The sequence below is a fragment of the Aeromicrobium changchenzhani genome (assembly GCF_057586615.1).
Window position 1 is genome coordinate 2429893 of record NZ_CM172480.1, and the last position, 13988, is coordinate 2443880.

The 13988-nt window shown below is 62.7% G+C and carries 16 protein-coding genes, 2 tRNA genes and 1 pseudogene; 10 read left to right on the plus strand and 9 right to left on the minus strand.

Annotated features, from left to right (window positions below; translation table 11 throughout):
• Nucleotides 1–77 precede the first annotated feature (77 nt).
• The 6 genes from AC2YB9_RS12340 to AC2YB9_RS12365 all read left to right on the plus strand — a co-directional run bounded on the left by AC2YB9_RS12340 (nucleotide 78) and on the right by AC2YB9_RS12365 (nucleotide 3889).
• Nucleotides 78–509 carry a DUF6153 family protein gene (locus tag AC2YB9_RS12340; RefSeq protein WP_487265641.1) on the plus strand — a complete coding sequence of 144 codons (432 nt, stop codon included), beginning with the start codon at nucleotides 78–80 and terminating at the stop codon, nucleotides 507–509.
• Nucleotides 510–580: 71 nt separating this feature from the next.
• Complete coding sequence (locus AC2YB9_RS12345; protein WP_487265642.1) at nucleotides 581–1138, plus strand: DUF305 domain-containing protein; 558 nt, start codon at nucleotides 581–583, stop codon at nucleotides 1136–1138.
• Nucleotides 1139–1238: 100 nt separating this feature from the next.
• Nucleotides 1239–2135 (plus strand): YibE/F family protein, encoded by an 897-nt coding sequence (locus tag AC2YB9_RS12350; RefSeq protein ID WP_487265643.1) that lies wholly within the window; start codon nucleotides 1239–1241, stop codon nucleotides 2133–2135.
• A gap of 151 nt (nucleotides 2136–2286) precedes the next feature.
• Nucleotides 2287–2667 (plus strand): ArsR/SmtB family transcription factor, encoded by a 381-nt coding sequence (locus AC2YB9_RS12355; RefSeq protein WP_487265644.1) that lies wholly within the window; start codon nucleotides 2287–2289, stop codon nucleotides 2665–2667.
• A 1-nt stretch (nucleotide 2668) separates the two neighbouring features.
• A complete protein-coding gene (locus tag AC2YB9_RS12360; RefSeq protein WP_487265645.1) occupies nucleotides 2669–3703 on the plus strand; it encodes a cation diffusion facilitator family transporter in 1035 nt (344 codons plus the stop codon).
• 54 nt (nucleotides 3704–3757) lie between these two features.
• Nucleotides 3758–3889: a hypothetical protein gene (locus AC2YB9_RS12365; RefSeq protein WP_487265646.1), complete on the plus strand. Its 132-nt coding sequence runs from the start codon at nucleotides 3758–3760 to the stop codon at nucleotides 3887–3889.
• Nucleotides 3890–3919: 30 nt separating this feature from the next.
• On the opposite strand, the gene AC2YB9_RS12370 is transcribed toward AC2YB9_RS12365, so the two are convergent.
• From AC2YB9_RS12370 to AC2YB9_RS12380, 3 genes are all read right to left on the minus strand, one after another.
• Nucleotides 3920–4285, minus strand: coding sequence for a hypothetical protein (locus tag AC2YB9_RS12370; RefSeq protein ID WP_487265647.1), 366 nt, complete (start codon nucleotides 4283–4285; stop codon nucleotides 3920–3922).
• A gap of 191 nt (nucleotides 4286–4476) precedes the next feature.
• Nucleotides 4477–4878 (minus strand): DUF302 domain-containing protein, encoded by a 402-nt coding sequence (locus tag AC2YB9_RS12375; protein WP_487265648.1) that lies wholly within the window; start codon nucleotides 4876–4878, stop codon nucleotides 4477–4479.
• Nucleotides 4879–4978: 100 nt separating this feature from the next.
• Entirely contained in the window at nucleotides 4979–5194 is a 216-nt protein-coding gene (locus AC2YB9_RS12380) for an SHOCT domain-containing protein (protein ID WP_487265649.1), read from the minus strand.
• A 197-nt stretch (nucleotides 5195–5391) separates the two neighbouring features.
• Here AC2YB9_RS12380 and AC2YB9_RS12385 point away from each other — a divergent pair, with 197 nt between their 5' ends.
• From AC2YB9_RS12385 to AC2YB9_RS12400, 4 genes and pseudogenes are all read left to right on the plus strand, one after another.
• Nucleotides 5392–6183, plus strand: a complete 792-nt coding sequence (locus AC2YB9_RS12385) for a winged helix-turn-helix domain-containing protein (RefSeq protein ID WP_487265650.1) — start codon at nucleotides 5392–5394, stop codon at nucleotides 6181–6183.
• Complete coding sequence (locus tag AC2YB9_RS12390; RefSeq protein WP_487265651.1) at nucleotides 6180–7286, plus strand: sensor histidine kinase; 1107 nt, start codon at nucleotides 6180–6182, stop codon at nucleotides 7284–7286. Before AC2YB9_RS12385 ends, AC2YB9_RS12390 begins: the two co-directional genes overlap by 4 nt.
• 157 nt (nucleotides 7287–7443) lie before the next feature.
• On the plus strand, nucleotides 7444–8928 hold the full coding sequence (locus tag AC2YB9_RS12395; protein WP_487265652.1) for a multicopper oxidase family protein: 1485 nt from the start codon (nucleotides 7444–7446) through the stop codon (nucleotides 8926–8928).
• Between the two features lie 478 nt (nucleotides 8929–9406).
• Nucleotides 9407–9610, plus strand: a pseudogene (locus AC2YB9_RS12400) (tyrosine-type recombinase/integrase); the annotation flags it as partial.
• A 212-nt stretch (nucleotides 9611–9822) separates the two neighbouring features.
• Here AC2YB9_RS12400 and AC2YB9_RS12405 read toward each other — a convergent pair.
• The 6 genes from AC2YB9_RS12405 to recO form a co-directional block, all read right to left on the minus strand.
• Nucleotides 9823–9898, minus strand: a tRNA-Glu gene (locus AC2YB9_RS12405).
• A gap of 79 nt (nucleotides 9899–9977) precedes the next feature.
• Nucleotides 9978–10049: transfer RNA gene (locus AC2YB9_RS12410), tRNA-Gln, on the minus strand.
• A 69-nt stretch (nucleotides 10050–10118) separates the two neighbouring features.
• Nucleotides 10119–11618 carry a glutamate--tRNA ligase gene (gene gltX, locus AC2YB9_RS12415; protein ID WP_487265653.1) on the minus strand — a complete coding sequence of 500 codons (1500 nt, stop codon included), beginning with the start codon at nucleotides 11616–11618 and terminating at the stop codon, nucleotides 10119–10121.
• A complete protein-coding gene (locus tag AC2YB9_RS12420) occupies nucleotides 11611–12390 on the minus strand; it encodes a fumarylacetoacetate hydrolase family protein (RefSeq protein ID WP_487265654.1) in 780 nt (259 codons plus the stop codon). Before AC2YB9_RS12420 ends, gltX begins: the two co-directional genes overlap by 8 nt.
• A 28-nt stretch (nucleotides 12391–12418) precedes the next feature.
• Nucleotides 12419–13174: an isoprenyl transferase gene (locus AC2YB9_RS12425; protein WP_487265655.1), complete on the minus strand. Its 756-nt coding sequence runs from the start codon at nucleotides 13172–13174 to the stop codon at nucleotides 12419–12421.
• Nucleotides 13171–13899 carry a DNA repair protein RecO gene (recO, locus tag AC2YB9_RS12430; protein ID WP_487265656.1) on the minus strand — a complete coding sequence of 243 codons (729 nt, stop codon included), beginning with the start codon at nucleotides 13897–13899 and terminating at the stop codon, nucleotides 13171–13173. Before recO ends, AC2YB9_RS12425 begins: the two co-directional genes overlap by 4 nt.
• Nucleotides 13900–13988: the final 89 nt, after the last annotated feature.

Genomic DNA, 13988 nt, shown 5'->3' on the forward strand with positions numbered 1-13988 from the left:
GTAATGATCTGAGCGGCGCTCCTGATGTTCGCTTCGCGGGAAAGGCGTTTCGTAGTGCCGCTAGGATCGTTCCTGTGATGGCGAGGCGCCCGGTTGGGCAACGCAGGCGTATGCGTGTGCTGTTGCTCGCTGTTGTTGGCGGCATCATGTTCGGCATCGTGGGTATGCATGGTTTGGCCGTTTTCCACTCACACGGGACCGCGGTCGCGTCGACCGCGACCGTGAGCCCTGATCTCGACATGAAGGCGGGGGTAATGCCTCCTGCCGTGATCGACGGCACGGGCCAGCAAGGCCATGAAACTCCGGGCCACGGCGACGATTGCGGACTAGTCGCGTGTTGTCTGGCTGTGCTGTTCGGCGGCGCCCTGCTCTTGTGGGTCGCGCTGACTCTGAGGCGGCAGCGAGTTGTCGCCTGGATCAAGCGGACCTCCACCGACCTCCACACGCATGTCACATCAGTGACCAGAGCCCGACCAGATCTGATCAGCCTGTCCATCCTGAGGTGCTGAGTAGGACTGCTTCGACGTTCGTATCGTTCGTCGGCTCCAGCCCATTCGCTCAATCCATCAGGAGAAAACCCATGAAGAAAACGCTCTTAGTCGCGCTCATTTTCGGCGCATCGCTCGTGCTGACCGCATGCGGCAGCAACAATAATTCCGCAACAACTTCAACGTTCAACGGCAACGACGTCACGTTCTCTCAAGACATGATCCCGCACCACCGGCAAGCAGTCGAGATGGCCAAGCTCGCCGACAGCCGCGCTGCCAGCTCCGATGTCAAGGCGCTCGCCAAAGCCATCGAAGGCGCCCAAGACCCCGAAATCGCCACGATGGAAGGCTGGCTCAAGGGCTGGAAAAAGAAGGTGCCCGACACATCCATGTCGGGCATGGATCACGGTTCGGATGCAATGCCTGGAATGATGTCCGGCTCGGACATGGCATCGCTTGCGGGCTCGTCGGGAACGGCTTTCGACACGATGTTCCTGACCATGATGACGGCCCACCATCAGGGTGCGATCACGATGGCCGACACCGAGATCGCCAAGGGCAAAAACGCCAACGCTATCGCTTTGGCCGAAGCGATCAAAGCCGCCCAGACCGGTGAAATCGCCACGATGAGCGATCTGCTCAAACAGTAAGCCGAACTGGTGGGGTGTGGCGCAGCGCCGCACCCCACCAGCACGCCGCCTTGGCGCGTCGAACTCCCGACTTCATTCTTCAGTCAGGACACGACCTCTCATGACACACACCCATTCGCACGGACCGGTCGATCCCGGACCGCCCAGACCCGGCTTTGCGAAAATACTCGCCGCAGTCGTCGCCGGCATCATGCTTGCCACGCTGCTCGCACTGATGTTTTTTGTCGTCGTGGTGGCAGTTGCCCGGTGGAAAGGGCTGTTCGCCATCCTCGGCATCGGTGTCACACTCCTTGCTCTGACACAGTTCATGCTCCCTGCATTCCTTGCCGGGGAAAGCCCCTTGCCCGTTGCCGTGGTGGGCTCCACCGCGATCATGCTCGCGGTGCTCTACCTCGCGCACGGCGTATCGATCCGCACCACCTCAGCAGTATTCGGGACTCTGTGCGGCCTCGCGCTGACAGCCGGGTTCGGCATCCTCGCCTCGGGCTGGACCAATCTGACCGGCATCGGAACCGAGGACGACCAGACGCTCATTGCGGTTGCTCCACACCTGCAAATTTCCGGCGTTGTCGCGGCAACGATGGTCGTCGCCGGACTCGGTGTCCTCAACGACGTCACCGTCACCCAAGCCAGCGCAGTCTGGAAACTGCGCGCCGCCAAGCCCGCCGCACAGGCCCGCGAACTCTTCACCTCGGCGATGAGGATAGGACGCGATCACATTGCCTCGAGCGTCTATACGCTCGTGTTCGCCTATGCAGGAACGGCGATGACGATCCTGCTGCTCATCTCGGCCTACCAGCGCGGACTGGCCGAAATGGCCACCACCGAACAAATCAGTCAGGAGATCGTGCGCACACTCGTCGGAGCTATCGGACTAGTTCTCGCAGTCCCAATCACCACAGCCTTCGCCGTGGCCATGGCACCAAAGGCAACCTCGCCCGCGGCGCGATCCTGGGCGCCACACCACCAGATCGCGGCTCTCACCGGGCCCAGCTAGAACCGTCCTGGACACGGGAAACCCTGCCCATATCCACGTCCGCTGTGTGAGATCTCCGGGGGCGCCGGGTCTGATGGAACCGATGCTCGCCGGACAGACTGATCTTGGTTCCAGCGAGGGCCTCGTTGGGGTTGCGTACTACTATATGCGTATGGATGCAGATAGTAGTACGCGGTTGCCGTCCGAAGACGACGTAGACCTCGCGGTCGAGGTGTTTCGGATGCTGTCAGACGGCACCCGACTGACGTTGCTGTGGGTGCTGCTGCACGGAGAAAAGTCGGTCAGTGAACTCGCCGTGAGCGTCGGCAAGGCACCAGCCTCGGTGTCCCAGCATCTGGCGAAACTTCGCTTGGCTCGTTTGGTCCAGACCCGGCGCGATGGAAACGCTATTTATTACCGGCTCGACAGCGATCATGCCCGCCAACTCGTACTCGACGGAATTCACCACGCGCAACATCAAGGCGAAGGCACCCCCGCGCACCACCGGAACAGTGCAAACGTGCACCAGCTCGAACCACATCGCGGACACTGAGATGTCACACCCCAACCACGACCACAGCCATACCCACCCCCATGCTGGCCATCCTGGTGATGCGGGGCACGATCATCCGCATACTCATGATGGTTTCCGCGGAATCTTCCTCTCGATTTTCAAACCTCACAGTCATGACGCAGCCGACTCGATCGACACCGCTCTGGAGGAGAGCAACGAGGGCATACGTGCCCTAAAGATCAGTCTGGTCATTCTTGGCCTGACTGCGTTCGCCCAACTGGCCGTCGTGCTTCTGACTGGATCAGTGGCGCTGTTCGCGGACACGGTCCACAATTTCTCGGACGCGCTGACCGCTGTCCCGCTGTGGATCGCCTTCATCCTGATTCGCCGGCCCCCCACGCGCCGTTACACCTACGGGCTCGGCCGCTCCGAAGATCTCGCCGGCTTGTTCATCGTCCTCATGATCGCCTTGTCCGCGGTCGGCGCAGGTTATGAGTCGATCCGACGGCTGGTCGACCCACAACCGATCACCCACGTCTGGGTAGTCCTAGCCGCAGGAATCATCGGATTCGCCGGCAACGAGTTGGTTGCGGTCTACCGGATCAGAGTCGGGCGCAAGATCGGTTCGGCCGCCTTGGTTGCCGATGGCCTGCACGCTCGTGCAGACGGTTTCACCTCACTGGCAGTAGCCGCCGGCGCGATCGGAGTGTTGGCAGGATTCCCACTCGCCGACCCGATCATCGGCCTCCTGATCACAATGGCCATCCTGGTCGTCCTACGCGGTGCCGTCATCGAAGTGTTCAGAAGACTTCTCGACGGCGTCGACCCATCCCTTGTCGATCTGGCCGAGCAAACGCTACTGGACACCGTGGGTGTCGAGGGAGTGTTCTCGATCCAGCTCCGCTGGATCGGGCACCGACTCCACGCCCAATCGGTCGTAACCGCATCACCGAGCCTCACTCTCGAGCAATCACACATTCTCGCCCATACCGCCGAGGACGCCCTGCGACACCATGTTCCCAAGCTCAGCGAAGCCGAAGTGAACTTACGCCCACGCCACCCGGTTAAAGTCTGACAGACGCTGCAGGACCGCTTGGCGCCAAAGCTTTTGTGCGCGCAGACTCAGGCATTGCCGATCACGCTGACCGAGAAGAAAGGCAATGCGAATGCTGCGATGACCGGGGAGACCAACAACGCGGTGGAGGGCGCTGGTGACTTTCGACCCGATCGCCATCAGGAGACGCTCCGCACACATAAATAACGATGCACCAATGTTTGGAGTTCGGAAGAGTTATTTGTTCGCGAGCGACCCAAGTCGCACGACGATCTGTTGATCGGGCTCCAGGCGGAGATCGTTCGGGTCGCCCTTCACCTGCACGCCGTTGCTGGTGACGACCACCGCGTCGCCCGTGGCCGCCTTGGCACCGCCGATCTGGGTACGACGCAGGTCGACGCCCCACTGGGTGAACAGCTGGCCCAGCGTGAACTTCTCGCCAACGGTGTCGGCTTCTATGTGGATGGTTCCGTCGGCCTCATGGGTGTGTACTGCAGACATGGCACCGCTGGCTGGATCGACGCCGATATTGGACGGAACGGGCACATCCTCTCCGTCGACGATCACTCTCAGCTGAGGGTGATAGTGCTCGGCCATTCCCATCGGGCCCAAGCGGAGGCCGGCGAGTGCGACCCGTTCGGCCACGTTGGTCGGAGCCGGCCATGGGGGGCCGGCGGCCGTAACCACCGCATCGGGCCCCGACGCTGGTTGGCCGGTTGCGTTCTGGCCGTTCCCGCATCCCGCCAGCACCCCACCTAACAACAGGAGGACCACCACGGTCGCAATACGCCGGTTCACTGCGTGCTATCGAGCGTCGCGAAGGCTGCGACCAAACGCTCCTTGGCGTCGCTTGCGATCGTGTTCAGTGCCGAATTGTCGGCGAGCCCCATCATCGCGTCGGGGTCGAACGCTTCCACGAGCGTGGTCTCTTGATCCAGTGCGCGAACGACCACGTTGCAGGGAAGCAGCGCTGCGATTGATGGCTCGGCCTGGATGGCTGCGTATGCCAACGGCGGCCTACAAGCGCCGAGGATGATCTGTGGCTCGACGTCGACGTCAAGCTTCTCCTTCAGGGTCGCCTTGAGGTCGATCTCGGTCAACACTCCAAAACCCTGGTCGCCCAAGGCTTCGCGAACCGCCGCGACAGCATTGTCGTAGGGCTGGTTGATCATGGTCGTGATGGTGTAGCTGCTCATCAGGTCTCCCTTGTCTGTTTCACTCGTGTTCTGTCGTCTGCTCGGTTTGAGATAATCAGGCCACCGTCATCTTCAGTCAGCCGTCGTCGCGTCGGTGGCGTTAGCGCGCGCTCCCACGGAGGACCGCCTTGCGTGCTTCGTACTCTTCGACCTCGACCTCGCCGCGCGCGAACCGCTCATCGAGGATCTCACCCGCGTTTCGGTCTCGTGTGCCACCGTCTCGCGTGCCGCCGAGACTGCGACTCCCGCCGTTGCGGAAGATCATGACGCCCGCAAGGATAACCAGGCCCCAGAAGATCGTCATCACCGTGATCATGGCGACCCAGCCTCCTGTGCCCATCCCGTTTCCATACCAATCCATCATCGTGAACAACTCCTCAATTTGTCGTGTACCTCCACCATGACTCACGCGCCCGACTCGTCTAGTAGCGATTGTGTGAAGGTTCGCTGAAGAAACCCCGCCAGAGCCACTTTTTACGTCTTCGCGGGGTCCGGGCTGGCACCATAGAGGCCATGTCGTCTGTGAGTTCCAGTCAACCACTGGGGGCCGAGTACCCGCCGGGAGTCGAGGCTGCCGGAACGACTGCCGCTCCGGACAAGCCACGGTCCGGAATGCGAGCCCTCATCGTGGAAGACGAGGAAGCGTTGGCCGGGCTGCTCGTCAGCTATTTTGAACGCGACGGGTTCGATGCGTCCTCGACCGGTGACGGACTGCGGGCAGTTGAGCTCGCACGCGAAGTCGATCCCGATGTCGTTGTCTTGGACCTCGGTCTGCCGGGCCTGGATGGCGTCGAGGTCTGCCGGCAGCTGCGTACCTTCTCCGATGCCTATCTGGTTATGGTGACCGCCCGCAGCGATGAGGTGGACACTCTTATCGGGCTTTCGGTGGGGGCTGATGACTACCTCACCAAACCGTTCAGCCCGCGCGAGCTGATGGCGCGTGTGCAGGCGATGCTGCGACGCCCTCGCCCGCTTGCTCACGATGGGGACGCGACTGCGCGGACTGACTCTTTCGGGGCGCTCGCCATTGATCGTGCTGGTCGTGACGTCTGGCTCGGCGGTGACCCAGTGGCGCTGACCCGTACCGAGTTCGATCTGTTGGCCGCCTTGTCGGAGCGGCCGAAGATTGTTTTCACCCGGCGCCAGCTCATCGACCACGTGTGGGGAACGGCTTGGGTGGGCGATGAGCATCTGGTCGATGTCCACATCGGGCACCTGCGTCGAAAGCTGAACGACGACGCAACCGACAGCCGTTACGTGCGCACCGTGCGCGGGGTCGGCTACCGGATGGGCAGTGGCGAATGAGTGGTCGCGAACGCCGCCGGACCGGTTTTGGGGTTCGGCTGCTCGGCGCCCAAGCGTTGGTGTTGCTCGCCGGCGCGGTGACGACCTGGATCGTCGCCGCGATCGTTGGCCCCCGTATTTTCCGTGACCATCTGCACCGGGCGGGCGTCGCCCACACCGCCTCTGAAACGCGCCACGTGGAAACTGCGTTCACTTCCTCTCTGGCTTTCGCGATCTCGATCGCGTTAATCGTCGCGACCGTCACCGCCCTGGCAGTGACGTGGTACTTCTCGCGCCGGGTGCAGCGTTCCATCGCGCAGGTGTCCACCGCCGCGGCCCATGTGGCCGCCGGGCAGTACGACGTACGCGTCAACGACCCCGGGCTCGGCCGAGAGTTCGCGGTCCTAGCGGCCACCAGCAACACGCTCGCGGAGCGGCTGGAGAGCACCGAGATCACCCGGCGCCGGATGCTCGCCGACCTCGCCCACGAGATGCGCACCCCGCTGGCCACCGTCGACGCCCACCTGGAAGCGATCGAGGACGGCATCCGAACCCTCGACGCCGACACCCTCGGTGTGATTCGGTTGAGCACTCAGCGGCTGAGGCGGCTCGCCGAAGACATCTCGGCCGTCTCTCGTGCCGAGGAAGGAACCCTGGACATCGCGCGAAAGCCGATCATCGCGGCCGAACTCGCGGCCGCCGCAGCCCAGACAGCCAGCGACCACGCTGCCGCCGCCGGCATCAGCCTAGAGACTGATCTGAAGACCGACGCCCAGGTGCTGGTCGATCCGGACCGCATCGGCCAAGTGCTCACAAACCTGATCGACAATGCACTACGCCACACCCCAACTGGCGGCACCGTCAAAATCACCTGTTCGGTGCGTGGCCCCTGGGTCGAGTACGTGGTGACCGACACCGGCGACGGCATCGCACCCGAACACCTGAACCATGTCTTCGACCGCTTCTACCGCGCAGACACCGCACGAACTCGCGCCGACGGGGGCTCGGGGATCGGACTCAGCATCGCCAAAGCACTCGTCCAGGCCCACGGCGGCCACATCACCGCCACCAGCCCTGGACCAGGACGTGGCGCCGAGTTCACGGTCCGGCTGCACGCGATCTGAGCCTCAACCGCCAGGAACTAGCGATACACGGCTGATGGCTGGCGATCTTCGTCAAACCTTCATCGAACCCGCGCCAGAACTCCGATTAGGCGCGGCAGACTCAAGTCTGGCTGCCCCCGGCAGTTGTTTCGCTTGCACCCCACTTGGATGAGGAATCATGTCTGAACCTTCGCGCCGCAGCCTGTTGCTCGGCGGATTGGCCGTTGCCGCCACGAGCGCACTCGCCTCCTGTTCAACGCGATCTGGTACCGGTGCGACGCGCACCTTCGGGCCTGCGACTCGCCTGTCACCGACTCCGGGGCAGCGCGTGGTCGAGCGCACCCTGATCGCGAAGCCAACGACCCTGGATCTCGGCGGCACCACTGTCGACACGTGGGCGTTCGGCAATACGGCACCCGGTCCGCTGATCCGCGCGACCGCGGGTGACATGCTCAGAATCCGTGTGGATAACCAGCTCCCGGCCGACACCACCGTGCACTGGCACGGCATCGCGTTGCGCAACGAGGCCGACGGCGTCCCAGGATTGACCCAGAAGCCGATCGCGGCCGGCGGCTCATTCCTTTATGAGTTCACCGCACCTGATCCGGGCACCTACTTCTACCATCCACACGTCGGCGTACAACTCGACCGAGGCCTCTACGCGCCCCTGATCATCGACGACCCCGGCGAGCCCGGCGACTACGACCTAGAGTGGATCGTCGTCCTCGATGACTGGGTCGACGGCACCGGGCGCACCCCCGATGACGTCCTGGCCAAACTCCGCGCCGCCAAGGGCGGCAACTCCGGTCACATGGGAGGGATGGGCGGCATGGACATGGGCGGGGGCGGTATGGGCGGCGGCATGGGCGATCCGCCGTTCGGGGATGCCGGCGACGTGGCCTACCCGCACTATCTGATCAACGGCCGGGTCCCGACAGCCCCCAACGTCCTTCGCGGCAAGCCTGGCCAACGTGTCCGGCTACGCATCATCAACGCCGGCTCCGACACCCTCTTCACGGTCGCTGCTGGCGGGCACCGGCTCACCATCACCCACACCGACGGCTTCGCGGTCCAACCGCGTGAGACCGACGCCTTCTACATCGGTATGGGCGAACGCTACGACGCCATCATGACCCTCAAGGACGGTGTCTTCCCGCTCGTCGCCGCACCGTATGGGAAGAAAGGGCAGGCCATGGCCCTCATCCGTACCGGGACCGGCAACAGCCCAAGCCCAACCGTCCACCCGGCCGAACTCGACGGCGCGATTCTCGAGGCTAGCGACCTACAACCGGCCGTGGCAACCAGACTTCCCGCCAGGGACCCCGACGCCACCAAGAGGGTGCACCTGAGCGGCCAGATGGCGCCCTACCGATGGGCCATCAATGGCGCTCCGTACGGCAAAAACGACCCCATCCTGATCAACAAGGGCGACCGGGTGCGCTTACAAATGATGAACATGACCCAGATGACCCACCCCATGCACGTCCACGGCCACACCTTCGCCTTGACCAACGGGCTACGCAAAGACACCGTCCTTGTCAAGCCGATGTCATCGCTATCGGTGGAACTGCAGGCCGACAACCCAGGCTCGTGGATGACGCACTGCCACAACATCTACCACGGCGAGACCGGAATGATGATCGCCTTGAACTACCGGACATGACCCTATCCGGGGGCGTTGGCCAAGATCTGCAGCTGCTCTGGCGGTTGTCAAGGATGAGCCAGAGCGGCCCGGCCGCCAGCCCATTACGATGGTGGCCGCCGAACCTATGGCGAAGACCGCCAGGTTCGTCAGTGCATAACCGGCTAAAAACAGCAGACAGGTTGGCGCGTGGCAATGCTCTAAATAGTTGACTGTTGCGTGTCCTTGACGGCCATTCGACAGACTCCGAAAGTCCTTGGATTCCAGCCTGAACTGGTGCACTCGTTGTGGCTGACACGCGCGAACAAGTCGCCGACCTCAACCAGGCGATCCGAGACGACGGGACTGTCCGACTCGCCAGCTGTGAGATGCCCACCGCGTCGGCGATCTGTTGCTGGCTCATCCCCGTGGCCGCCATCGACGGGCACGAGCGTCGAAGCCTTAAAAGTCGCCTATTGCGCCGAAGTCCCACCAGCGACGCGAGGTATCAATCGCCGGCATTCGCAATGGCGCTCCCCTACTAGTCTCGACGTTCCGCGGCGCGTTCACAGCCGCAGCTGCCGTCATCGGCGTTTCCGACCTGCACCCGCACGAGCTACGCCACACCGCCGCCTCCCTCGCCATCGCGTCGGGGGCAGATGTCAAGGTGGTCCAGAAGATGCTCGGCCACGCGTCAGCGACCATGACGCTGGACACCTACGGGCATCTGTTCGAGGATCGTCTCGACGAGGTGTCGGCTGCCATGGACATGGCTCAGTCAGCGGAGCGCGACAGGCTCAAAAAGACCCGTCGAACAGCCGTCGCAGCCGCAGTGCCTGATTCTGCTGTTGCCAATCTGTTGCCAACCGCCCCTGAGCCCCCAAACAGCGAAGTGCCCCTGACCAGCATCTCTGCAGGTCAGGGGCACTATTTGCTTGGTAGCCCCGACGGGATTCGAACCCGCGCTACCGCCTTGAGAGGGCGGCGTGCTAGGCCGCTACACAACGGGGCCAAGCGTTTGCTTCGACGTGAGTCCAAGCGGGAAAACCCTACCAACTGCTGGCACGAAACCGGCAATCGGTGGAGTCTCGCTGGGATACTAGGACTCGAACCTAGAATGGCGGTACCAGAAACCGCTGTGTTGCCAATTACACCATATCCCAATGGTTCTGACCGGAGTCTGAACCGAGGGCCGAGTTTACCGGACGGACGCGGCCGACTTCAAACCGGGATCAGTCCAGCACAGCAGCCAGCCGGGCCAGCGACGTTTCCCGGCCGAGCAGCTCCAGCGACTCGAACAACGGCGGCGAAATACGGCTTCCCGTGACCGCTACCCGCACCGGCCCGAATGCGAGCCGCGGCTTGAGCCCGAGCCCCTCGATGAGTGCCGTGCGCAGGGCTGATTCGATCGAATCGGTGTCCCACTCAGTCACCGTGGATAGCGCATCGCGCGCGGCACGTGCTGCCGATATGCCGCCCGCGTCGAGATTCTTCGCGCGATCCTTCTCATCGATCGAGAAGTCCGGCTCGGCGATGAACAAGAAGCGAAGCATGTCGACCGCTTCGGGCAGCAATGTCATACGCTCATGGACCAGTGGCGTGGCCTCGGTGAGTCGAGCCACCTCAGCATCGGTCGGCGGGTCTGCGATGAGCCCCGCCTTCTGGAAGAACGGTATGAGCCGGGCCTCAAGCTCAGCAACCGGCAATTCGCGGACGTGTGAACCGTTGATCGCTTCGCACTTCTTGAGATCGAAGCGAGCGGGATTGGGGTTGACGCGACCAATCTCGAATACCTCAACCATTTCGGCGATGCTGAACACGTCATGATCATCGGCGATCGACCAACCAAGCAGCGCGAGGTAGTTGAGCAGGCCCTCAGGCAGGAAGCCCTGATCGCGATAGCCGAGTAAATTGGACTCGGGATCGCGCTTAGACAGTTTCTTGTTGCCTGCGCCGGTGACATACGGCAAATGTGCGAACTCAGGCGTGAAGCCGCCGCCGACACCAATCTCGGCGAACGCTTCATACAACGCGATCTGCCGCGGCGTCGAACTCAACAGATCCTCGCCGCGCAGCACATGGGTGATGCCCATCATGGCGTCGTCGACGGGATTTGTGAGCGTGTAGAGCGGGTGGCCGTTGGCCCGAACAAGCACATAGTCCTGGACATTCTCGGCACCAAAGGTAATCTCGCCGCGCACCAAATCGGTGAACGTCACATCACGATCAGGCATCCGAAAGCGCAGCACCGACGTGCGGCCCTCGGCTTCAAACGCGGCACGCTCGTCGTCAGTCAGCGCGCGGCACTGCCCGTCATATCCACTCGACTTGCCAGCAGCGCGGGCCGCGTCACGACGTTTCTCGAGCTCGGCAGATGTGCAATAGCACGGGTATGCCTTGCCGGCCGATTTGAGCTGTGCGGCGACATCGGCGTAGATGTCCATCCGTTCAGATTGGCGGTAGGGGCCATTCGGCCCGCCGACCTCGGGGCCCTCATCCCAGTCGAGCCCAAGCCAGTGCATAACGTCGACCAGGAGTTCATAGGACTCCTCGCTGTCACGCGAGGCATCGGTGTCCTCGATGCGGAACACGAATTTGCCCTTGTGGTGACGCGCGAACGCCCAACTGAACAGCGCAGTCCGCGCCATACCGACGTGCGGATTGCCGGTCGGCGAGGGGGCGAATCGCGCCACCACCGGCCGAGTAGGGGCGGACGATTGGGCTTCAGTCATTGCTTACCACCGGATTGGTCAGGGTGCCGATGCCCTCGATGGTCACACTCACGCGATCGCCGACTTGCATCGGGCCGACCCCCGCAGGCGTACCAGTGAGGATCACGTCACCGGGAAGAAGTGTCATGAACGAGGAGACGAATTCGACGATTTTAGGGACCGAGAACATCATGTCGGAGGTTCGGCCGTCCTGCTTGATGTCCCCGCCCAGTTCGGTGCGTACCGACAGATTGGCGGGGTCGAGATTGGTCTCGATCCACGGGCCGAGCGGGCAGAACGTGTCGAAGCCTTTGGCGCGGGTGAACTGCACGTCCTTCTTCTGCAGGTCGCGCGCTGTTACGTCGTTGCCGATGGTGTAGCCGAAGATGACTTTCGCGACATCATCGGCGGGAACGTCCTTACAGATACGCCCGATCACGACCGCAAGTTCACCCTCGAAATGGACGTTCTCTGATTGCGCCGGGTAGAAAATTGGCTCACCGGGACCGATGACACTCGTGTTGGGTTTCAGGAAGATCAACGGCTCGTCGGGCACGACGCCACCCATCTCTGCGGCGTGGTCGGCGTAGTTTTTTCCGACACACACGACCTTGCTCCGCGGAATGACCGGCGCAAGCAGACGTACGTCAGCCAGCGCGATCTTCTCCCCCGTCAGCTCGAAGCCCGCATACAGCGGATCGCCCTTGAGGACGGCAATTGTGGAGACGCCGTCCTTGTCTCCGATGACACCGAAGCGGGGGTCATCATCACCCGCAAATCTCGCTACACGCACAGTCTCCACCTTAGCGGTGACAGAAGATTCAGGCCGAGCCGTATCGACGGCTGCGGGCAGCGTACTCCTCGATCGCTGCCCACAACGCCCGCCGATCGACATCGGGCCAGGCAATGTCGGAGAACACAAGCTCTGCATAGGCCGATTGCCACAGTAGAAAGTTGCTCGTGCGCTGCTCCCCCGACGTCCGCCAGAACAGGTCGACATCAGCCATATCCGGCTCATCGAGATATTTTGCGACGGTACGTTCATCGATCCGCGCTGGGTTGAGTCGGCCGGCGGCCGCATCGCGGGCCATCGCCGCGGCGGCGTCGGCGATCTCGGCCCGGCCGCCATAGTTGACGCACATCGTGAGCGTCAGAACGTCGTTGTCCTTGGTGAGCTCTTCGGCGACTTCAAGCTCCTTGATCACGCTGCGCCAAAGGCGCGGACGGCGACCGGCCCAGCGCACGCGTACGCCGAGCTCATGCATCTGATCGCGACGACGGCGTATGACATCGCGATTGAAGCCCATCAGGAAGCGGACTTCATCGGGCGAGCGTTTCCAATTTTCGGTCGAGAAGGCGTAGGCCGAAACCGCTTTGACGCCAATCTCGATCGCACCCTCGACAACGTCGAACAGTGCGGCCTCGCCCATCTCATGGCCCGCGGTGCGTGGCAATCCGCGAGATTTTGCCCACCGGCCATTGCCGTCCATGACGATTGCGACGTGGCCGGGGACCTGATCGATCGGGATATTGGGAGGTAGTGCTCCACTCGGATGCGGTGTGGGTTTGCGAATCATCGGTCCACGTGCCCAATCGAGCGCAAGCCCCGCTCTAAATGCCAGGACAAGTAGGAACCGACCATGCTGCTGGCTTCACGGCGAGAACGATCATCGGCCTGATTGGCGATAACCCAATCACCGCTCAACAATGCGGCGAGCAGGCTAACGGTAAACGGTGACGGATTAGCCGATCCGGCTTGCCTGCAGGTATCGCACAGGATGCCGCCGGACGGAGCATGGAAGTTGCGGTGTGGACCTTCGATCCCGCATTGCGCACACTCGGAGAATGTCGGCGCGTAGCCGGCGATCGACAATGCCCGCAGCTGATAGCTGTCGAGGATCAACCCCGGATTGAGTTGTCCGCCAGCGAGGGCTCGCAACGCGCTGACCAGCAAAAGATACTGCTGAACAGCTGGCTCGCCGTCTTCGGACACGAGCCGCTCGGCGGTCTCAAGCATCGCGGTGCCCGCAGTGTAGGCCGGATAGTTGCTGCCCAAGTCTTTGGCAAAGGGCGACAACGTCACGACTTGCGTGATGGTGTCGAGGCTGCGACCTTCAGCAAATTGGACGTCGACGTTCATGAACGGCTCAAGCCGGCCGCCGAAGCGCGAGCTCGTTTTGCGTATGCCTCTGGCGACCGCGCGCACGAGACCGCGTTCGCGCGCCAACAGCGTGATGATGCGATCGGCCTCGCCCAGTTTGTGGACGCGCAGGACGACCGCCTGATCACGATAGAGAGTCACCCCTCCATTGTGCCGTGGCGTCGTGACAATCGCCTCGGTGACACGGTCAGTATCCCGCTGCGTCCGACGTTTTGGCCCCAAAACAGTCG

Coding starts and splice junctions, on each gene's coding strand:
- AC2YB9_RS12340 (WP_487265641.1), top strand. CDS start 78: ATGGCGAGGCGCCCGGTTGGGCAACGCAGGCGTATGCGTGTGCTGTTG.
- AC2YB9_RS12345 (WP_487265642.1), top strand. CDS start 581: ATGAAGAAAACGCTCTTAGTCGCGCTCATTTTCGGCGCATCGCTCGTG.
- AC2YB9_RS12350 (WP_487265643.1), top strand. CDS start 1,239: ATGACACACACCCATTCGCACGGACCGGTCGATCCCGGACCGCCCAGA.
- AC2YB9_RS12355 (WP_487265644.1), top strand. CDS start 2,287: ATGGATGCAGATAGTAGTACGCGGTTGCCGTCCGAAGACGACGTAGAC.
- AC2YB9_RS12360 (WP_487265645.1), top strand. CDS start 2,669: ATGTCACACCCCAACCACGACCACAGCCATACCCACCCCCATGCTGGC.
- AC2YB9_RS12370 (WP_487265647.1), bottom strand. CDS start 4,285: ATGGGAATGGCCGAGCACTATCACCCTCAGCTGAGAGTGATCGTCGAC.
- AC2YB9_RS12375 (WP_487265648.1), bottom strand. CDS start 4,878: ATGAGCAGCTACACCATCACGACCATGATCAACCAGCCCTACGACAAT.
- AC2YB9_RS12380 (WP_487265649.1), bottom strand. CDS start 5,194: ATGATCACGGTGATGACGATCTTCTGGGGCCTGGTTATCCTTGCGGGC.
- AC2YB9_RS12385 (WP_487265650.1), top strand. CDS start 5,392: ATGTCGTCTGTGAGTTCCAGTCAACCACTGGGGGCCGAGTACCCGCCG.
- AC2YB9_RS12390 (WP_487265651.1), top strand. CDS start 6,180: ATGAGTGGTCGCGAACGCCGCCGGACCGGTTTTGGGGTTCGGCTGCTC.
- AC2YB9_RS12395 (WP_487265652.1), top strand. CDS start 7,444: ATGTCTGAACCTTCGCGCCGCAGCCTGTTGCTCGGCGGATTGGCCGTT.
- gltX (WP_487265653.1), bottom strand. CDS start 11,618: ATGACTGAAGCCCAATCGTCCGCCCCTACTCGGCCGGTGGTGGCGCGA.
- AC2YB9_RS12425 (WP_487265655.1), bottom strand. CDS start 13,174: ATGATTCGCAAACCCACACCGCATCCGAGTGGAGCACTACCTCCCAAT.